This window comes from Streptomyces sp. ME19-01-6 (assembly GCF_033793745.1).
Lineage (GTDB): Bacteria > Actinomycetota > Actinomycetes > Streptomycetales > Streptomycetaceae > Streptomyces.
The window spans coordinates 197290-217143 of sequence record NZ_JARAXF010000019.1 but is presented as its reverse complement, the minus strand read 5'-3'; the positions used below and the strand labels follow the sequence as shown (position 1 = coordinate 217143).

Genomic DNA, 19854 nt, shown 5'->3' with positions numbered 1-19854 from the left:
AAACCCTCCCGCCCTGCAACAACCAGATCCCATAAATCCTCTGGAGACCCCACACCACCCGGAAAACGACAGGCCATACCCACAATCGCAATCGGATCGGTGCCCGACACAGTCCTGGCTGCCGAGGCTCGTGGGATGGCGGTGTCGGGCCCGGATGACGCCTCGGACAGGTGTGCGGCCAGTGCGGCAGGTGTGGGGTAGTCGAAGACCAGGGTTGAGGCCAGAGGCCGGCCGAGCGCCTGACGGAGGCGGTTTCGCAGTTCCACCGCCGCGAGCGAGTCGAATCCCAGCTCCTTGAACGTCTTCCGGGCGTTGACGGCGCTCGGGTCAACATGGCCGAGTACCGCGGCCACTTCCTGGTGGACGACGTCGGGGATCGCTGTCCGCCGCTCAGTAGTGGTGTCGCTCGTCGCGAGGCGTTCGGCGGCGTGCAGCGCCTGGACCGCTGCCGGTATGCCGGAGAGCAGGGGGCTCTGCCTACTGCTGGTAAACAGCGGAGCAAAGCGCTCCCAGTCCACCTCCGCCACCGTCAGGGTGGCCTCGTCCCGTCGCACCGCTTCGTCGAGCTCGGCGAGAGCCACGTCCGGCGGCATCGCCCGTAGGCCGACTCGTGCCAGGCGTTCCCCTGTCACCCCTTCGCCCATGCCGTCACCGGCCCAGACTCCCCAAGCCACCGAGGTGGCCGGCAGCCCGCGCTGCCGCCGCTGCTGGGCCAGCGCGTCGAGGTAGGCGTTGCCTGCGGCGTAGGCACCGTTGGTGGCGCTGCCCCAGGTGGCAGCGATCGAGGAGAACAGGATGAACGCGTCCAGCGGGTGGTCGACCAGCAGCGCATCCAGATGCGCGGCACCGTCCACCTTGGCTGCCAGCACCGCGTTCACATCGGGCACAGTCGTGGTTGCCAGTTCAGCGAAGTCGCTGACTCCGGCAGCGTGCACCACCGCCGTCAACGGATACTGATCGGGAATCTCCGCCAACAGCGCGGACAGGGCGGTCCGGTCGGCGACGTCGCACGAGGCCACCGTGACTTGGCACCCTGATGCCGTCAAATCGGTGACCAGGTCGCTGATCCCGGGCGTGTCCGCCCCGCGTCGGCCGGTCAGGAGCAGGTGTTCCGCTCCGCGGGCCGCGAGTCGGCGGGCGACATGGCCGCCGAGTGCGCCGGTTCCGCCCGTGATGAGAACCGTTCCGGTGCGGCCCCACTCCTGAGGGGAACGAGACATCAGTGGTTCAGCCGGTTCCAAGCGTCTGGCCCACACCCCCGAGGGGCGCAGGGCGAGTTGGTCTTCGCCACCCGGGTCGGCGAGCAGACGCACCAGCTGGCTCACCGTGCCGTCGTCCACGGTCTGCGGGAGGTCCACCAGACCGCCCCAGGGACGGGGCTGTTCCAGTGCGATCACCCGGCCCAGGCCCCAGATCTGTGCCTGCGCGGGCTCTTCCAGCCGGTCAGTGGCACCGACGCTGACGGCCCCCTGGGTGACGCACCACAGCGGTGCCTGCACTTCCGTGTCCAGCAATGCCTGCAGCAGGAGCACAGTCTTGCCGACCTCGTCGGCAAGCAGGGAGAGCACCCCTGCGATGGCCGGCTCCTCGTCGAGTACCGAGCGGACCCTTCCGCTCAGGGCCGATCGACCGGTGCCGAAGGCCACCTTCAACAGCCGTACCTGTACGCCGTGGCGACGCATGCCTTCGATGCAGGTCCGCACTGTTCCCTGTTCGGCATCGGCCTCCGGTACGGCCACCAGCCAGACACCGGAAATTCCGGCATCGGCCGACTCGGGTACAGGACGCCACGTCTCCTGGTAACTCCACGAACCGGCCGCCGAAGGAGCGCGCTCGACGCCGCTTTCCAGCCAGTAGTACTCGCGTTGGAAGGGGTAGGTCGGCAGCTCCACCAGCCGGTCGGCTCCGTGGAAGCACGCGTGCCAGGAGATGTCCGCACCGCGGACGAAGGCCCGTGCCATGGCATCGAGGAACGTCCGCTCCTCGTCGTGGCCGCGACGGGCCGTGGCAAAGAACGCCGGCGGCGTATCGGCCGCGTCGGCCATACAGTCCTGGCCCAGCGCGGTCAGCACACTGTCGGGCCCCATTTCCACAAAGGTGCGTACGCCGGCGTCGTAGAGACTGCGCACGCCGTCGGCGAAGCGCACTGTGTCGTGAACGTGACGGACCCAGTATTCGGGGCTGTGCAGGTCAGCGATGGTTCCGCAACGGGGCGGGTGCAGGGTCAGTTCCTCGACCACCGCGCGGAACTCCTCCAGCATCGGCTCCATCAGCGGGGAGTGGAAGGCATGGCTCACCTGGAGCCGGGTGACCTTGCGTCCACGGTCACGCCACAGCGCGGCGAGCCGTTCGACCTCCACCGTCGCGCCGGAGATCACCACCGATGTGGGTCCGTTGACCGCGGCGAGGGCCGTGTCCGGGCCGAGGGTGTCGGTCACCTCCGCTTCGGACGCCTCGATGGCCACCATCGCTCCACCGGGCGGGAGCTGCTGCATCAACGCGCCCCGCTTGGCCACCAGCCGACAGGCATCGGCCAGCGAGAAGACCCCTGCCACATGCGCGGCGGCTATCTCGCCGACCGAGTGACCGGCAACGAAATCGGGCGTCAGTCCCCAGCTCTCCGCCAGCCGGAACAGCGCCACTTCCACCGCGAACAGTCCTGCCTGCGCGAAGTCGGTCCGGTGCACTAGATCCTCTTCGCCGAACAGGACATCCTTCAGGGGGTGCGGCAGGAGCGGGTCCAGTTCCTCGCACGCCTCGTCCAGTGCCGACGCGAAGGCCGGCATCGCGTGGTAGAGCTCGCGGCCCATGCCGGGCCGCTGCGAGCCCTGCCCGGAGAAGACCACGGCAAGCCGGCCCTCGTCGACCACACCCTGGATGACGTGGGACCGGCCTTCGGCCAAGTCCTCCAGGCCCGCGAGCAGTTCCGCCCGGTCGTGGCCGGTCACGACCGCGCGGTGCTCCAGCGCCGCCCGTGCGGTCGCCAGTGTGTGGCCGACCTCCGCGATCGGCTCAACGTACTCGGCCAGATGCGCGCTCAGCTGCCCGGCCTGGGCCCGCAGGACGTCGGCGGTCTGACCGGACAGCACCCACGGCAGCAGTCCGGACGCGGCTGTCGGCGTATCCTCGTGCGCTGCCGGTGGGGCCTGCTCCAGGATCAGATGTGCGTTGGTGCCGCTGATGCCAAACGAGGACACCCCGGCGCGCCGCGGTCCCCCAGTCTGCGGCCAGGGCCGGTTCTCGGTCAGCACGTGGACGTTCCCCGTCGACCAGTTCACGTGCGGCGTGGGCTCGTCGACATGAAGCGTCCGCGGCAGCGTGCCACGCCGCATCGCCTGCACCATCTTGATCACACCGAGCACGCCGGCGGCGGCCTGGGTGTGGCCAAAGTTGGACTTCAGCGAGCCCAGCCACAGTGGTCGCTCCCTGCCCTGCCCGTAGGTCGCCAGCAGGGCCTGCGCCTCGATCGGATCCCCCAGGACGGTCCCCGTTCCGTGGGCCTCGACGACGTCCACCTGGTCGGCGGCGAGCCGGGCGTTGGCCAGCGCCTGCCGGATCACCCGCTGCTGCGCCGGTCCGTTCGGCGCGGCCAGGCCGTTGGACGCTCCATCGGAGTTGATCGCGCTGCCCCGTATCACGGCCAGAATCGGGTGACCGTTCCGCTCGGCGTCGGACAGCCGCTCCACCAGCAGCAGGCCCGCTCCCTCGCCCCAGGACGTGCCGTCCGCGTGTGCGCCGAACGGTTTGCACCGGCCATCGGGGGCGAGGCCGCCGTGTCGGCTGAACTCGACGAACAGCCCCGGGTTGGCCATCACGGTCACCCCGCCGGCCACGGCCAGTGAGCAGTCCCCCTGACGCAGTGCGTGGCACGCCTGGTGCAGGGCGACGAGCGAGGAGGAGCACGCCGTGTCCACGGTGACGGCCGGCCCGCCCAACCCGAAGACGTACGCCAGTCGGCCCGAGGAAACGCTGCCCAGAGTGCCGGTGAGCAGGTACCCCTGGGCCTTCTCCGGGGCGGCGTGCAGGCGGGGCCCGTAGTCCTGGGTCATCGCGCCCAGGAAGACCCCGATGCCCTGGTCTCCGCCCAGCGCCTTCGGATTCATACCGGCGCGCTCGAAAAGTTCCCAGCAGGTTTCCAGGAGCACCCGCTGCTGCGGATCCATGGCCTCCGCTTCTCGGGGGCCGATCCCGAAGAGTTCATTGTCGAAGTACCCCGCGTCGTGCAGGAATCCGCCGTGCCTGACGTACGTCGTTCCCGACTTTCCAGGCTCCGGGTCGTACAGCGACCGGATGTCCCATCCCCGGTCGGCCGGGAACTCCGAAATCGCATCGCGGCCCTCGATCAGCAACTGCCACAGCTGTTCAGGGGTGCGTACACCCCCGGCGGTTCGACAGCTCATCCCGATGACAGCGATCAGTTCCTCGTCCGGCAGGCGGCCCGTCACCACCTCGCTCACGGCGCCGTCGCCGCTCAGCTCCGCGAGCAGCCGTTCCGTGATCGCCGCGGGCGTGGGGTGGTCGAAGGCCAGCGTCACCGGCAGGCTGAGCCCGGACGCCGCCGTGAGTCGCTGCTGGAACTCGACCGCCTTCACCGAGTCGAAGCCGAGTTCCTGGAAGGTGGATCCGGGCTGCACCGCCTGGGACCGGCCGAGTTCCGCGGTCACCTCACAGACCAGGTCCAGCACGATCTGCCGCTGCTCCGGCTCGGGACGGCCGGCGGTCCGCTCCGCCAGTACGGCTGGGCCGGTACCGGCCCCTTCGACACGCAGGTGCACGTCGGCGACCGATTCCAGGAAGCGGTCCAGGCCGCCGTCATCGCGCCGTAGCGTACCGCCCAGGGCCGCCCCCTTCCCCCCGACCGCGTCGAGTGTTTCCCGGACCGGCATCACCAGGACCGGATGCGGGCTCACCTCCACGAACACCGGATCGTCCGCCGCGGCGGCAGCCGCGCGCACGGCGGCCCCGAACTGGACCGTCGTCTGTCCGTTCCGGCACCAGTAGTCCGCATCCAGCAGCTTGCCTGGCGGCAAGAGGCCGCCGGTTGTCGAGGCATAGAACGGGATACGAGGGGGGCGGGGCGCAATTGCCCGCAAGTCGTGCAGCAGGGTGGCGCGAATGGCCTCGAACTGCGGGGAGTGTGCGGCCAGGCCGACCGGAATCTTCTGCGCCCGCACGCTCTCCGCGGTGAACTGCCGCAACAGTGCGTCGACGGAGCTCGGGTCTCCGGAAACGACCGTGGAGGTCGGGCCGTTGACCGCGGCGATCACGGTTTCGCCGGAGAGGTACTCCTGCACCCGCTCCGGGGGCAGAAGGACCGACGCCATGTCGCCCCGACCGATCAGGACCCGCTGCGCGCGGCTCCACAACGCGGCCACCCGTGCCCCGTCGGCCAGGGACAGCGCACCCGACACACACGCAGCGGTGACCTCGCCCATGCTGTGCCCGACCACGAAGTCGGGGACGACGCCGTACCACTTCCACGCTTCGGTCAACGCGTACATGACGGCGAACAGGGCCGGTTGGACAACGTCCACGCCGTCGAGCGGCGGCGCGACGGGGGCGCCTCGGAGAACGTCGACGAGAGACCAGTCGACGTGTGGGGACAGCGCCTCGTCGCACTCGGACAGCGCATCGCGGAAAACGGCCAGCGAGTCGAAGAGTTCCATGGCCATTCCGTCCCACTGCGATCCCTGGCCGGGGAAGACGAATCCGATCTTGGTGTTCTCCCGGCCCGTGACCAAGGGGGCAGCAGCGCTCGCCCCATCCGAGCTCTCCAAGTACTCGCGCAACTGGAGAGCCCGCTCGGTCGTCGCGTTGATTTCGTCCACCAACTACCCCATTTGTCTCGGGACACACAGCTCGACGCATTACCGACTCCGCCGAACGCTATTCCACATACCACCCCTGTCCTCAACCCCTAAATGCCCCCTACGTGGAGTACACAGGGACCTTATAGGGGCGAAAAGCAGGGACCCTAGGGGGTTGGCCAGAGGTCATCGACCACCTACCGTCAGGAACCCAGTGCCGATGTTCGGTTCAGCTCTCCAGAGGGAAAGGCCGTACTGCTGCGATGGGCAATGAAGTCGCTTTCTTCGAGATCGGTTCCGAAGACCCGGAGGCCCTTGAACGCTTCTACAGCGATGTCTTCGGCTGGACATTCACCGCAGGGCACGGAAATCCGTACAGCATCATCCAGACCCAGGGAGAAGGCGGCCTGGCGCTGGGCGGCCTGTGGGACAGCAAGGTGGAGAAGAACAACCCGCTGCCCGCCAACTACGCGATCTGCGTCATCAAAGTCGACGACGTGGCCAAGACGTGCGAACGCGTCACCGAGGCGGGTGGAACCGTGATCGTTCCGGCCATGCCGAGCGATGACGGCGCTGCCATCTTCGCGCATCTGCGAGATCCTTCGGGCAACCACATCGCCGTTTTCCACTCGGAGCTCACCTACGAAAAGGGTGAGCTGTTCTAAATGGGAAACGTCCGGGAGAGCCGGTGGATCCACCGACTCCAGTCCGCGTCCGACCCAGACGCCCGGCTGATCGCCTTCCCGCACGCCGGCGGCTCGGCCAGCTACTTCTTTCCGCTCGCGCAAGCCTTACGGCAGGCTGGGCAACCGCTCGCTCTGGACGTCATGGCGGTGCAGTATCCAGGCAGGCAGGAACGGCGAAGGGAACCATGCATCGACGATCTGCCGACTCTGGCTGACGCGGTGTGCCGGGAAATCCTTCTGTTCGCTGACCGTCCACTGATTCTCTTCGGTCACAGCATGGGCTCCTGGGTGGCCTTCGAGGTGACTCGCCGGCTTGAGCAAAAGCACGGCATCACCCCACTCGCGCTGTTCGCGTCCGGTCGTCGTGCGCCGTCCATTACCCGCCAGGAGAACATCCACCAACTCCCCGACAGCGGCATCGTCAAGGAAATCGCCCTTCTGGACGGCACCGACTCCGTGCTGCTGTCCGACCCAGAAATCCTACAGATGGCCCTGCCGGCGATCCGGGGCGACTACAAAGCCATAGAAACGTACGCGTTTCATCCCGGCCCCCGGCTGCAATGCCCTATCCACGCCGTTCTCGGCGAGGCCGATCCCAGGGTCTCGGTCGACGACGCACGCGGCTGGGCGAAACACACATCGGGCGGCTTCGAGCTGAGCATGGCCCACGGCAGCCACTTCTATCTCAAAGATCAGCAGGACTTCCTGGCCGGAAAAATCGTGGACCGCCTGACAACACTATCCGCAGAAAGGACCCGTCATGGCTAAGGGGCTCAGCACGATCGAGCTACTCGCGTCTCCCAAGGAAGTGTGGACACTCCTGTCCGACCGCACCCGGTACGACGAATGGCTCAGCGTACATTTCTCCTGGCCTGACGGGGCCCCTGCGGACCTGAAGGTCGGCGACGTCTTCACCCAGCAGCTCAAGCTCATGGGACCGCCTTCCACCGTCCACTGGACCGTCGAAACCAACAAGGCCGACACCCTGTTGGAGCTCACGGGCAAAGGCCCCACCGAAGTAGGCGCTCGCTTTTCCTACGCGGTGACACCTGCCGTGTCCGGCAGCTCGGTGGAACTCGTCCTGGAACTCTTCGGCGGCCCGATCGACGGCACCCTGGGGAAGATGATTGAACCCGGCCTTTGCGCGGAAATGGAGAAAAGCCTCAAGAGCCTCGCCGGGCTGACCAGTTAACCCTGCCGTTCCAATTGGGCTGGTCTGCATGTTGACCAACAACGCGAAAGTGCCTTCCTGAGCTGGGACGATGAACCTTGTCTAGCCCCAGTACCGGTAACTTAAGGCTTTGATGTTCGTTTGACCCGTTTGGGGTTGGTGGTACCAACGATGGTGACGGACGGAAACGCGTGGGCGGTCTGCAAGGCGGTGGGCAACGAATTTGAGGGTGTGGCGTTCAGAAATGCGTTGCTGCAGGCAGTAGGCGGTCTGGTGGCGCTCGAGGCTGCCTGGGACGATGCCGTGGATGATGATCCCGCTGGTCTACCAGGTAAGGAGTAGGGCCAGCCGGGGATGAACTGATCCGCGCTGCGGCCCCGCCCGTACACGTGGCAGAACAGCAGGCCAGGGCTGGTGGGGGCGTCGGGACGCAGCCAGTTGCTCACATCCACCGCGAGCACGATCCGCCCGTCGGCGGCACGAGGCAGCGGAGTGGAGGCAAGCAGCCTGCGCAGGCGGCGCGGTTCCAGCCAGCCGTGATTGACCGCGTCGTACATCGCCCCGTGCCCACGCCGGTGCTCGGCTGTGAGCGTCAACTCGACCAGCGACGTCACCGGACCGTCCGAGCACAGCACCGCGTCGGTGAGCTCGAAGAGCGCATCCGCCCGGGTGTAGCAGCAGTCATAACTCGCCCGCGGACGCGGGCCAACCGGCGTCTACCGGATCGGCGCCACCTTCTCCAGCGCGCTCAGCCACGCGGTGCGCACGCGTGTGATCGCGGCCAACCCGTGCCGGTATGTGCTACTGCCCCGTCCGTTCGCGCCGGAGCGCACCTGCTGGAACCCCACCCAGGCCGCGGCAGCAGCAGCCGCATCCGGATCCTCGGCGCCACCGCACACCCGACCACCTCCTGGGTAACCCAGGAGGCGAAGAACCTGGTCATGGACCTCGAGGATGCAGGCTGCCGGGTACGGTTCATGATCAGAGACCGGGATGGAAAGTTCCCCGGACTGTTCGATGACGTCCTCAAAGACGCGGGGATCGAGGTCGTCCTCACCGGCGTCCAGATGCCGAGAATGAACTCGATCATGGAACGGTGGGTGCAAACCTGCAGACACGAGCTCCTGGACCGGACCTTGATCTGAAACCAGCACCACCTCCTCCATGCACTCCGGGAGTTCGAGCAGTTCTACAACACTCATCGGCCCCGCCAGGGCGTCGCGAACGCCCGACCACTGCACCCTGAGCCGCTCAGAAACTCATCGCTGCTGGTGAGACTGGATATCGGTACTCATACGAAATGACCTGCTGACGACGGCTGCGAGACTGGAACGAGGCCGGGGTCTGGCAGCACCTGCACGAGCTGCTGCTCTCCGAGCTGCGGGCCGCAGACCTGCCCGGTGGACCGGGGCAAGGCCGGCAGCAAGCACCACCTGATCGTCGAGGCGCACGGCATCCCGCTCGCCGCGACCACCACCGGCGGCAACCGCAACGACGTCACCCAACTGATCCCGCTGATCCAGGCCGTCCCGCCGATCCGCGGCAAGCGCGGCCAGCCGCTGCGTCGCCCCAAGCACCTGTATGCCGACCGCGGCTATGACCACGAGGTCTACCGGGACAAGGTCCGCCGGTTCCAGATCATCCCGCACCTCGCCCGGCGCGGGCACCGGGCACGGCTCCGGCCTGGAGGTGTACCGATGGGTCGCGGAAGGGGCGATCGCGCTGCTGCACTGGTTCCGCCGCCTGCGCACCCGCTGGGAGATCCGCGACGCTCGATGCGTCAGAACGCATACCTGGCAGTCGGGCCTGCGCAGCCTCACATCCGGGATCTCAGTACGTCGACCTCACAGCCCGGCGCGAACGGGTCGAAGCCGTGCTCGATCAGCCAGCGAACTATCAGCAGGCTTCGCAACGACCACCACGCGTGGATCACGTCGAGGTCGATGTCGGTGCCATAGCCGGCGATGACGTCGTCGAGGTGCTCCTCGTGTCCGAGCGTGAAGGTGGCGAGGTCGAACAGGGCATCACCCCGGCCCGCCTCGGACCAGTCGATGATGCCGGTGACCTCGTCGCCGTCGACGAACACGTGATCGATCTGCAGGTCGCCGTGCGTGAACGCCGGAGTCCAAGGTCGGAGCGCGGCCTCGGCGACCTGGCGGTTGCGGGTGACCAGGTCGGCGGGCAGGACGCCGTTCGTCACGAGCCACTCGCACTCGTCGTCGAGTTCCGCCGCCAGCGCGACGATGCTCCGGCCGGCCTGGCCCGGCCGGGACGGCGGCGGCGCGTCGTGCAGCTTCCGGATGGCGGCGCCCGCCGCGGCCCACGCCGCCGGCGACCCGGTCGACGGCCCGCCGAGGCGCCCAAGCGTCGTCCCCGGGAGTGCGGCGGTCGCGAGCACGGGCGGCTTGCGCCACAGGACCTCCGGGGTCGGGACCGGCGCGAGGGACATCGCCTCGACCTCGACGTCGATGCGCGCCTGATCGGCGTCCACCTTCAGGAACACGTCGCCGACGCGCAGAGTCGCGCGCTCGGAATGGGCGACGACGACTTTGACCTCATCCATGGGCGACCAGTATCCCAGGGGTGATCCCCGACGTCGCCAGGTCTATCGTCTGCGATGACGCGGCTGACCGCGTCCCGCTACCCAGCGGCCTCGTGCACGACACCGACCTCTGACCAGGTCAAGCCCACCACTTTTGTCAGGAATCCTTAGGCCATCGTCCCGCCAACCGCGCCCTCCACCGGCGGCAGTACCAAGCCGGGGCAGTAGCACCCTGATCGCGGCTCATGCCAAAGGAGGTGTCTGCGGCGGCCTCTTGCCATCTCGCAGAGAACCCTCCGCCCTAACGGGCCGCGCCCATGAACGCCGGTCCGGCCGGCCCGAGGCGACCGGATACAGTGCGCGAGACGGCAGTCTGGTCAGGGAGGGGAAGCGTGACTGATACCAGCAACACCCGGCCCGCCGAGGGTGAAGCGCAAGCGCCGCGGCAGAGCCGACTGCGCCGCCTGATGGGCTACGTCCCCCTGATCGCCCCCGTGCTGCTGTGGGCCGTGCCCTGCTGGGTGCTCCTGCACACCGGCCAGCACTGGCCGCTGCCCGTCACGCTGGTCGGCACCGCCCTGTTCGCCCTCGGTCTCATCGGTATGCCGCTCGCGATGGTGCGCGGCCACGGCCGGCGCCAGCAGGATCGGGCGGCGATCATCGGCGACACCCTGCTGGGCACCAGTTGGGTGCTGTTCACCTGGTCCGTTCTGATCGGCGTCCTGTTGCGGCTCGCCCTGACCGTGGCCGGCGTCGGCGAGAGTCAGGACCGGGCCCGAATCGTCACCTGGGCCGTCCTCGGCGTAACCGGCGTACTGCTCGGCTGGGGGTACGCCGAGGCCCGCCGCGTGCCACGCGTGCGACGACTCGACGTGCAACTCCCGAGGCTGGGTGCCGGGTTGGACGGCATCCGCGTCGTCCTCATCACCGACACCCACTACGGCCCGCTCGATCGCGCTCGCTGGTCGGCGCGGGTATGCGAGACGGTGAACACTCTGGAAGCCGACCTGGTCTGCCACACCGGCGACATCGCGGACGGCACGGCCGAACGCCGCCGCGCCCAGGCCGTCCCACTCGGTACCGTGCGGGCCACCCGGGCCCGTGTATATGTCACCGGCAACCACGAGTACTACAGCGAGGCCCAGGGCTGGGTCGACCTGATGGACGAGCTGGGCTGGGAGCCGCTGCGCAACCGCCATCTGCTGCTCGAACGCGGAGGCGACACCCTCGTGGTCGCCGGTGTGGATGACGTCACCGCCGAGTCCTCCGGCCTGGCAGGCCACCGCGCCCATCTTGCCGGAGCCTTGAACGGCGCCGACCCCGACCTGCCCGTCCTGCTCTTGGCACACCAGCCCAAGTTCGTCGACCGGGCGGCAGCCGCTGGCATCGACCTCCAACTCTCCGGCCACACCCACGGCGGCCAGATCTGGCCCTTCCATCATCTCGTCCGCATCGATCAGCCCGCCCTCGCCGGCCTCAGCCACCACGGCCCCCGCACCCTCCTCTACACCAGCCGCGGCACCGGCTTCTGGGGCCCGCCGTTCCGCGTCTTCGCCCCCAGCGAGATCACCCTGCTCGTACTCCGCTCCCCGCACCTGCCCACCTCGACATAGCACTCGACGGGCCGACACATCCGCTTGGAGCAGTCCACGAGCCGAGGGATGCGGCGTCGACAGATGACCAGGCCCGCCTCGCTGCGGCCAAGATCCGGACCATTCCCGGGCCGACGGCTCCAACAAGCCATACGCCGGATCTCGACGGCGAGTGCGAGCGGCTCGTGACGAACGGCACCCTGCCCGCCGACCTGGCCACCCGCAACCGCCAGACCGCCAAGACCGCGCTCCAACCGTGGACTCCGGCGTTGACGCACACGGCGACCTGCAGATCACTCACCTGTTCGTCGACGGCGACGAGATCACTGGCATCATCGACTGGTCCGACGCGGGCCACGATGATGCCCTGTTCGACCTCGCCACCTTCACGCTCGGACACGACGAGCACCTCAGCGACATCGTCGCCGGCTATCTATGGAACCGACATCGACCTCGACATGATCCAAGCGTGGTGGTCGTTACGAAGCCTGCTGACGATTCGCCGGCTGATCGAGCACACGGCTTCGACCCGTCCGCGCCGGGCTGTGGTCGACGTGTTGAGATTCCGGCTGTGCGGCTGCGCGGCCCCGACTGCTACGAGTGCGTCCTGACGTATCGAACAAGCCAGCTCCTTGGGGCTCATCACCTGCCCTTACTCACTCTGCTGCAGCCGGCTGCTGCGAGGTGACGTTGGGGCGTCAGGTCTCCCAGTGCCCGCTCAGAACAGTGCCAGGCCCTCGCCGCTGGTGTCCGCGATGACTGGCCGGAACTGGGCAGGGAGTCCGTCCAAACGGTCAGGACCGGCCGCGGCGGCCACGGCAGGAGCCGTCTCGGCCAACCAGACACCAAACCGCTCGGCGGCTTCGCGGTAGGGGACTCGAGCCAGGACACGGTGCTCGCCGGAGGGACAGAAATCGACTGCGACAGTGAGCAGGCAGGAACGGGGCGCGTTCTGACTGCCCGTCCAGGACACGCGCAGGACACCGCAGGGCTCGCGCCCGCCGGGGGCGCGGTGGGTCGGGCGCAGCGATCGGCAAGCTATGTGGGCGGTCCATGCGGCGAGGTGCGGCAGGGGCAGGGTGGTGCGTGCGCGGCAGCCGGGGCAGCGGTGCCAGTGGCGAAGCCAGTCGTCCGTGTCGGTGTGGAAGAGGCGTGTGTAGCGGTTCGCCACGCGGATGTCGTTGCTGTACAGGTGGTCGGGACGTTCCTGTGTGTTGCAGGACTGGCAGACGGGGGCGCGGACGTAGCCGTGTTCGTGGCAGTGGTCGAGGACTGCGGCGGGCGCGGTGCGGCAGACGGCGCACGCCCACCCCGCCACCCTGCGGGAGGTACCGGGCTTCCTGCTGAGGACCGAGTACAGCTGGCCTTCCAGCTCTCCGTTGTACAGACGCAGTGAGGCGGTGGGATCCTCGGGGCTGGTCGTCTGCCGATCGTCGGCGTCTCGGGCCTCCCGGGGGTGGGAGGGCAGCTCGGTGACAGCTGCGCTTGCCTCGCGGGTCCGCGCGGCTTGCACCCACTGCGCTTCGGCGTGCTCAGCCGCGTCCAGCAGCCTGACCACGGCACGCGGCAGCCACCACGTGCGCTGCGTCCCGTCGCGGGTCCGCTCCACGAGTATCTGTCGCCAGTCGATCCCCGCCAGATGGTACGGCCGGCCGACTTCACGTCGTGCTGCCCGCTCGGGGCCGCCCAGCTTCCGCAGTTCCCCCGTGATGCGCCGGCGCCAACGCAGCGGCGTTTCCTCATCGCACTCCTGCCTCGGCGTCCCACGAAACGGACCGATGCGGACCAGATCCTGCCGATCCATCCCCACCGCGTTCAGTTCCGCGGCCGCCCGGCGCACCTTAACCTCCGGAACCCTCCACTGCCCGCCGCTCGCCCTCACCGTCGCCACCACATGGCCGCCGAGCAGGACGTACCCCACCCGGGCATGGGCAGGAGAGCAGGTAAATGCCCCAAAAGCCGCTGGCACAGCACTGTCGGCCGTCAAATCGACCCACAGAGCGTCCGCTGCACCCAGGGTGATCAGGCCGTCCGTGCAACCGGGCATGACACGCTCTGACATACCGACAGGCTAACGGCTTGCTGACGCGGCAACGGGTTCCCAGTCAGTCGGGCCGCCGCCCACACCGTATCCGCCGCCCACAACTCCTGATTCCTGAGCATCTGGTTCGTCAGTCCCGTGCCCGCAGCCTCACCACCAGAACGTCAAAGATCGAGCAAGTCACCCTCGCGTATCAACGGTCCCCGAGGGCGACGAACGCGTGGTGGATGTCGTCGCGGATCTCCCAGCAGATGCGCAGACGGCGGACCAGTGCAGCAGCACGATCGCTCCTTCCACGACCCAGCGGTACACGCCCAGGCCGGAGCCGTGCCCGGTGCCGCGCCGGGTGATGTGCGGGGTGATCTGGAAGCGGCGGACCTTGTCCCGGTAGACCGGCGGCCGGCCCGCCTGAGGTGACCCCCCGGAATGTAGACACAGGGGTTTATGCCGCGAGCGAGAGCTTAGCGGTCGTGTGATGCTGCTGTTCGAACTGCATCGGCGACAGATAGGCCAGCGCGCTGTGACGCCGTCGCGCGGTGTAGTACGTGAGCCACCGGAAGATATCCAGTCGGGCCTGACACATCGTGGAGAACGCCTTCTTGTACATGGCCTCTCGCTTCAGGCTCTTCCACAGGCTCTCGGCCAGGGCATTGTCGTAGCTGGAGCCAGCCCGGCACCTGACGCCTACGTCGAACGGACTCACCGGTCGGCTCCGACCAAGCTCTGCGGCAGAGCATCTTGACGCAGCACCACCCTGTCGGTGATGTGGTCGCGCGGTCACCCCGCGTTCAATGCGTTACGAATCTGATGACGCTTGTTGTCGACATACCCTGCTGGTTCAACTCGACCGTCCGACCGCTTGTGCGCGCTTACCGACTGACGCACTCGCTGAGAGGCGCCGGCTGATGGTGTCCCACCAGTGGTGTAACAGCGATCTCCGCGTAGCCCCTGGTCAAGGGTCGGCCGCCGCCCCACTCTCCGAGTGGAGAGGCTCGTCCAACGAGAGGTGTCTCGATGACCTTGTCCCAGCACGACTTAGTCCGGCTGATGTACGGCGGACGGAATCGAGTTGACCCGTGTTCTGGCTCAGCGGATCCTCCAGGAAGTCATTGAGGCCGAGGCCACCGCCCACATCGGTGCCGCACCGGGCGAGCACCGCGAGACCAGCACGACGATGCGCAACGGGCACCGCGAGAAGGTCCCGCATCTGCGGCGCCCTGGACACGGAACTGAGCGTAGGAGGTACGAGGTGAGCCCCCAGCCGGAGGCAGCCGTGGGTGCGCCGTTGTCCCGGGTGGACGGGCGGCTGAAAATCACGGGCAAGGCGCTGTACGCCGCCGAGCACGAGCTCGACGGGCCCGTGCACGCCGTCATCGTCGACAGCTGCATCGGCCACAGCCGCATCACGTCCCTCGACGCCCGCGCAGCCGAAGCCCAGCCCGGCGTACTGGGAATGATCAGCCACGAGAACGCGCCGAAGCTGCCGTACCGCGACAACAGCGGATCGAACAACCCGCCCGGCCGGCGCCTGCGGGTCTTCCAGGACAACCGGGTGCTCTTTCAGGGGCAGCCGTCCGCCGTCACCGCGACGGCCGGATCGTCCATGCCGACCTCGCCAACTAGCTCGTCCCTGTCAACGCGGATGTGCCCGAGGTGAAGGCGATCTATCTGGAAGGCGAGGACCGCGAGGCCGACACACTCGGGGTGAAGGGTCTCGGCGAACTGGTGTTGATCTGTGTGGCGCCCGCCATTGCCAACGCGGTCTTCAACACCACCGGCCGCCGGCTGCGCGCACTGCCCATCACAGCAGAGGCATTGCTCTGACGCACTTGAGGCGATCAGCTCGCCGACAGCAGTGCACACCCGCCCCTCCGGCAGCCCGTCTCCCCTTCCGGCTGTCGGCCCTCCCCCGGCCGCCGCCGGGCGACACTCCCCCGGCGCGGCGGCGGCCCGCCCTCACCTCCACGGAGACAGGCCCCATGCTGAACATCGCGCAGACACTGCTCCGCTGGTGCCGCGACGCACGACCCTTCGCCCTGGCCACCGTCGTCGACGTCCGCGGCAGCACACCCTTGCCCATCGGCACAGCCGTAGCGGTGGACACGGACGGCAACACGGTCGGCAGCATTTCCGGCGGCTGCGTCGAGGGCGCGGTCTACGACATGTGCCGGCAAGTGCTTCGCGAGGGGGGCACCCCTCACCGTGCCTGGTTCGGGTATTCCGACGACGACGCCTTCGCGGTGGGCCTGACGTGCGGCGGCGAACTCGATGTCCTCGTCCAGGTTGTCGACCCTGCGGCGCAGCCGCACATCGCCGCGGCCCTCGATGAGGTTGTGCAGGACCTGCCCGTCGCCGTGGCCCAGGTTGTGGACGGGCCAACCGGCCTCCTCGGCGCGACACTCAGCGTTCTCGGGGACGGCCAGGTCATCTCCGGGACGCTGGACAACGGCTCGGTGGACACTGTGGTGGTGGACGAGGCCCTTGCCCTGCTGCGGGCGGGGCGCACCGCCCGCGTCGCGCTCGGAGGGAGCGGACAGGGCTGCCCAGGGCCACTGTCCGTCCTCGTGCACGTCCACGCGTCCCGCCCGCGCATGCTGGTCTTCGGCGCCGTGGACTTCGCCGCCGCTCTCAGCCAGGCCGGGGCCTTCGTGGGCTACCGGGTCACGGTGTGCGACGCCCGGCCCGTCTTCGCCACCGCGGCGCGCTTTCCGTACGCGGACGAGGTCGTGGCCGGCTGGCCCCACTGTTACCTGGAACACACCGAGGTGGACCCTCGTACCGCCGTGTGCGTCCTCACTCACGACGCAAAGTTCGACGTTCCCCTGTTGCGTCTGGCGCTGGACCTGCCCGTCGGCTACATCGGCGCCATGGGATCCAGGCGTACCCACGACGAACGCCTGCGCCTGCTGCGGGAAGAAGGCGTGTGCGAAGAACAGCTGGCCCGGCTGTGCTCCCCGATCGGCCTGGACCTCGGTGCGCGCACACCCGAGGAGACGGCGGTATCCATCACCGCGGAGATCATCGCCCACATCAGCGGGGGCTCGGGCCTGCCCCTGTCCCAGGGCACGGGCCCGATCCACCGCACCGTGCCACGGAGGTGGCCCTCGCCTGTCAGCTGACGGCGGAAAGGGCGGCGCGTGCTGGTCAGCGGCCCAGGAGGCTAGGATGCGCAGCCGTTCATGGGTGGGAGAACCCAGGGCGGCGGTTCAGTGAACCGTTCCGGGTTCGGTAGGGACTCTTGGGGCTGTCCTTGCCGAGAACTTCATCCATGCAGGTCATGCGGCATGTCGGTATTCATGGAGGATGCCGCCGAGGCGCTCGCGCCTTCGTATGTCGAGGCCAGCGATTTGGTCCGGATCGGTGATCGGTGCGGGTAACGGGTGCAGCGGTCGGGCGTTCGCGATGCCCTGGTGGGGCCGATGAGTGTTGTAGAACTGCTCAAACTCCCGGAGCGCATGGAGCAGGTGCCGCTGGTTCCAGATCAAGGTCCGGTCCAGGAGCTCGTGCCTGCAGGTCTGCCCCCACCGTTCCATGATCGAGTTCATTCGTGGCATCTGGATGCCGCTGAGGATGACCTCGATCCCCGCGTCTTTGAGGACGTCATCAAACAATCCGGGGAACTTCCCGTCCCTGTCCCTGATCATGAACCGTGCCCGGCATCCGACATCATCGAGGTCCATGACCAGATTCTTCGCCGCTTGCGCCACCCAGGAGGTGGTCGGGTGTGCGGTGGCGCCCAGGACACGGATGCGGCGGCTGCCGTGTTCGATCACCGCGAGTACGTACATCCGCACGCCGGACGGGGTGACCGTCTCAAAGAAGTCACGGGCCAGGAGGGCGTCGGCTTGGGAGCGCAGGAAGCCGGCCCAGGTGCTGGAGCTCCGGTCGGGCGCTGGTTCGACGCCGGCATCCTTCAGGATCTTCCAGACGGTCGAGGCGGCCACCTTCACTTCCAGCACGAGCAGCTCGCCGTGCAGACGCCGGTAGCCCAGGTCGGATTCTCCCTCACCAGACGCAGCACCAGAATCCGGATGAAGCACACGGCACGAGGCCGACCGGGCCGCTTGGGCCGCGACAAGGCGGCATGACGACGCCTGACGAGATCGCGATGTCGGCGCAGCACCGTGTCAGGACGCACGAGCAGCCGCACACGCCCCAGGGCGGCCAACGGCAGCCGGTGCAGCAGCGCCGCCAGGAACGCCCGATCGCTCGGAGTGAACCGTACTCGGGCACCATCGAGTTGGCGTTCGAGCACCGTGATCTGATGGCGGAGAGCCAGGATCTCCGCATCCTTGTCCCGGTCGCTCATCGGCAGCAGACGCAGCAGCGCGAACGCATTCGTCACGCCCAGGTAGGCCAGTCGCAGCAGCACGATCGATCATCATGACGCGTGAACCACCGACTACGCGAGAGCGCCTACTCGAGCGACGAGGCCGACGACCGCCAGTCCCGATGCAGGTCTCCGACCAGGGCGGATGACATTCTCGGCGAGCACAACCCTCGGCATAGGCGCCCGCCCGGTCCCGGCAGATGATCTCCACGCCGGGGTGGCGGATCAGCCAGGCGGCCAGCGGCCCGGCTTCACGCGTCGGGAGCACATCGACCACGCGATGGTCTTCGACGCTGGTCAACACGGTGGAGTAGGTCTGGCCGCGGCGGATCGCGAAGTCGTCCACGCCCAGCACACGCGGAGTACTGAACCGTGGATCGGGCAATGCCACGACCCTGCATAACAAAGTCATCCTTCCCGCGCCGAAGCCCAGCTGGGCAGCCAGCCGGGCACCGGCCCGCCCGGCCAGGGCGAGCCCCACTCGCTCCAGGGCGTGGTTGAGCCGTGTGGTGAACCGTGCGTGCGGGGCGACCAGCCGGGAGAACGGCTCGGCGAACGTTCGGCGCGGGCAGTCCGCCGACCCACAGATGAAGCGCCGGACCGTCAGCCGGATCACAAAGCCCTGCTCAGCGAGCGGAAGGTCCTTCAGCCATCGTCGATTCCGTCGAACACCAGCGAGTCCCAGAACGGTGCATCGGTCTGCATGACCACCACCATCACCCGTCCACAGCAGCGGTCGGCAAGCACCTGAGGGAGCCAGTCCCCTCGCAATCGAACATCGAGGTAACGCTCCGCGACGGCTCCCCAAGATCTGTGCCAGAACCTAGAAGCGAGAGCACTTGTCGGTGGGTTTCGGCATCACTCCGTGTCCGTAGAGCGCATGAAAGTCGATGAGAAGTAAGAGCACCCGCTGTGGTGCGGTGCACCCGCCCTCGTACGGGACCGACCGTCGGCCAGTACGCTGCGCTCATGGATGACCCCGTGCTCACCGCCCGCGAACTGGTGCAAGACCGATTTCCCGCCGCCCGGGCGGCCTTCCTCGCCGGCAGTGTGCTGACCGACCGCCGGACGCCCACATCCGATCTGGACATCGTGGTCCTCTTGGATGGGCCGCCCGCCCCCAGCCGGGAGAACTTGGTGTATCGCGGCTGGCCGGTGGAGCTGTTCGTGCAAACGGAGGCCGTCTGGCACAGCTTCGCCGACCAGGAGACCGCGAAGCGGAGATCGCCGCTGCTCGCTATGTGTGCTGACGGCATGCTCCTGGTAGACACGGACGGGCTGGGCGCTTCGCTCCAGGACGAGGCGCGAAAGCGCTGGGCCGCGGGCCCGCCGCCGCTCTCGGACCGTGAGCGTGACTACCAGCGGTATGTCCTGACCGACTTGCTCGATGACCTGCGCGGCTGCATGGACCCTGTAGAGCGGCTGTACTTGGTCTCGCACATGCTGCAGCGCTCCTCGGAGCTGGTCCTCCTGGTCGGCGGGCACTGGCTCGGCGGAGGCAAATGGTTGTCGAGGCGGCTGGCTGCGGCCGACCCCGGGGTGCACCGCGCGTTGTCCGAAGCTGCCGCGCAGGCGATCGCCGGGGATGCGGAGGTCTTCGCCGCGGTCGTGGCAGAGGTACTGGACCTGGCTGGCGGCCTGCTGTGGGACGGGTATGCCATCCGATGAGTCGGTGGGGGCAATCA

General features: G+C 68.1%; 14 protein-coding genes and 6 pseudogenes. 11 read left to right on the top strand and 9 right to left on the bottom strand.

Features of this window, described 5'->3' with window-relative positions:
• The coding region (locus PV419_RS33825; protein WP_319695439.1) for an SDR family NAD(P)-dependent oxidoreductase at window positions 1–5828 on the bottom strand (5828 nt) is incomplete at its 3' end.
• A 242-nt stretch (window positions 5829–6070) separates the two neighbouring features.
• On the opposite strand from PV419_RS33825, the gene PV419_RS33820 reads away from it, so the two are divergent.
• Genes PV419_RS33820 through PV419_RS33810 form a run of 3 tightly spaced genes read left to right on the top strand, consistent with a single transcriptional unit; the run spans window position 6071 to window position 7685 of the window.
• Complete coding sequence (locus PV419_RS33820; RefSeq protein ID WP_319695438.1) at window positions 6071–6472, top strand: VOC family protein; 402 nt, start codon at window positions 6071–6073, stop codon at window positions 6470–6472.
• On the top strand, window positions 6473–7261 hold the full coding sequence (locus PV419_RS33815; RefSeq protein ID WP_319695437.1) for a thioesterase II family protein: 789 nt from the start codon (window positions 6473–6475) through the stop codon (window positions 7259–7261).
• Window positions 7254–7685, top strand: a complete 432-nt coding sequence (locus PV419_RS33810) for an SRPBCC family protein (protein ID WP_319695436.1) — start codon at window positions 7254–7256, stop codon at window positions 7683–7685. Before PV419_RS33815 ends, PV419_RS33810 begins: the two co-directional genes overlap by 8 nt.
• A 314-nt stretch (window positions 7686–7999) precedes the next feature.
• On the opposite strand, the pseudogene PV419_RS33805 reads toward PV419_RS33810, so the two are convergent.
• Window positions 8000–8350, bottom strand: a pseudogene (locus PV419_RS33805) (transposase); the annotation flags it as partial.
• A 30-nt stretch (window positions 8351–8380) separates the two neighbouring features.
• The gene (locus tag PV419_RS33800; protein WP_319695434.1) at window positions 8381–8866 is read right to left on the bottom strand and encodes a hypothetical protein; all 486 of its coding nucleotides are present in this window, start codon (window positions 8864–8866) and stop codon (window positions 8381–8383) included.
• Between the two features lie 110 nt (window positions 8867–8976).
• Between PV419_RS33800 and PV419_RS33795 the strand changes: the two are divergent.
• Window positions 8977–9431: pseudogene (locus PV419_RS33795) on the top strand (transposase); the annotation flags it as partial.
• A 49-nt stretch (window positions 9432–9480) separates the two neighbouring features.
• Here PV419_RS33795 and PV419_RS33790 read toward each other — a convergent pair.
• The gene (locus PV419_RS33790; protein ID WP_319695432.1) at window positions 9481–10227 is read right to left on the bottom strand and encodes a phosphotransferase family protein; all 747 of its coding nucleotides are present in this window, start codon (window positions 10225–10227) and stop codon (window positions 9481–9483) included.
• A gap of 371 nt (window positions 10228–10598) precedes the next feature.
• On the opposite strand from PV419_RS33790, the gene PV419_RS33785 reads away from it, so the two are divergent.
• Together PV419_RS33785 and PV419_RS53480 are read left to right on the top strand one after the other, a co-directional pair.
• A complete protein-coding gene (locus tag PV419_RS33785) occupies window positions 10599–11819 on the top strand; it encodes a metallophosphoesterase (RefSeq protein WP_319695430.1) in 1221 nt (406 codons plus the stop codon).
• Window positions 11780–12409, top strand: a pseudogene (locus PV419_RS53480) (phosphotransferase); the annotation flags it as partial. The gene PV419_RS33785 and the pseudogene PV419_RS53480, both read left to right, overlap by 40 nt.
• A 107-nt stretch (window positions 12410–12516) precedes the next feature.
• Here PV419_RS53480 and PV419_RS33775 read toward each other — a convergent pair.
• The 3 genes and pseudogenes from PV419_RS33775 to PV419_RS33765 all read right to left on the bottom strand — a co-directional run bounded on the left by PV419_RS33775 (window position 12517) and on the right by PV419_RS33765 (window position 14542).
• Window positions 12517–13860 (bottom strand): endonuclease domain-containing protein, encoded by a 1344-nt coding sequence (locus tag PV419_RS33775; RefSeq protein WP_319695428.1) that lies wholly within the window; start codon window positions 13858–13860, stop codon window positions 12517–12519.
• A gap of 172 nt (window positions 13861–14032) precedes the next feature.
• Window positions 14033–14181, bottom strand: a pseudogene (locus PV419_RS33770) (IS5/IS1182 family transposase); the annotation flags it as partial.
• 100 nt (window positions 14182–14281) lie between these two features.
• On the bottom strand, window positions 14282–14542 hold the full coding sequence (locus PV419_RS33765) for an integrase core domain-containing protein (RefSeq protein WP_319695427.1): 261 nt from the start codon (window positions 14540–14542) through the stop codon (window positions 14282–14284).
• Between the two features lie 311 nt (window positions 14543–14853).
• On the opposite strand from PV419_RS33765, the pseudogene PV419_RS53475 reads away from it, so the two are divergent.
• The 4 genes and pseudogenes from PV419_RS53475 to PV419_RS33745 all read left to right on the top strand — a co-directional run.
• A pseudogene (locus PV419_RS53475) lies at window positions 14854–15040 on the top strand (transposase); the annotation flags it as partial.
• On the top strand, window positions 15014–15496 hold the full coding sequence (locus PV419_RS33755) for a hypothetical protein (RefSeq protein ID WP_415925434.1): 483 nt from the start codon (window positions 15014–15016) through the stop codon (window positions 15494–15496). The pseudogene PV419_RS53475 and the gene PV419_RS33755, both read left to right, overlap by 27 nt.
• Entirely contained in the window at window positions 15493–15663 is a 171-nt protein-coding gene (locus PV419_RS33750) for a hypothetical protein (RefSeq protein ID WP_319695425.1), read from the top strand. Before PV419_RS33755 ends, PV419_RS33750 begins: the two co-directional genes overlap by 4 nt.
• Window positions 15664–15818: 155 nt before the next feature.
• Window positions 15819–16958, top strand: a complete 1140-nt coding sequence (locus tag PV419_RS33745) for an XdhC/CoxI family protein (protein ID WP_319695423.1) — start codon at window positions 15819–15821, stop codon at window positions 16956–16958.
• 156 nt (window positions 16959–17114) lie between these two features.
• On the opposite strand, the pseudogene PV419_RS33740 reads toward PV419_RS33745, so the two are convergent.
• Together PV419_RS33740 and PV419_RS33735 are read right to left on the bottom strand one after the other, a co-directional pair.
• Window positions 17115–17989 (bottom strand): annotated as a pseudogene (locus PV419_RS33740) (integrase core domain-containing protein).
• A complete protein-coding gene (locus PV419_RS33735; RefSeq protein WP_319695453.1) occupies window positions 17967–18581 on the bottom strand; it encodes a transposase in 615 nt (204 codons plus the stop codon). Before PV419_RS33735 ends, PV419_RS33740 begins: the two are co-directional and overlap by 23 nt.
• A gap of 557 nt (window positions 18582–19138) precedes the next feature.
• On the opposite strand from PV419_RS33735, the gene PV419_RS33730 reads away from it, so the two are divergent.
• The gene (locus PV419_RS33730; RefSeq protein WP_319695421.1) at window positions 19139–19837 is read left to right on the top strand and encodes a nucleotidyltransferase domain-containing protein; all 699 of its coding nucleotides are present in this window, start codon (window positions 19139–19141) and stop codon (window positions 19835–19837) included.
• The last annotated feature ends 17 nt before the right edge of the window (window positions 19838–19854 follow it).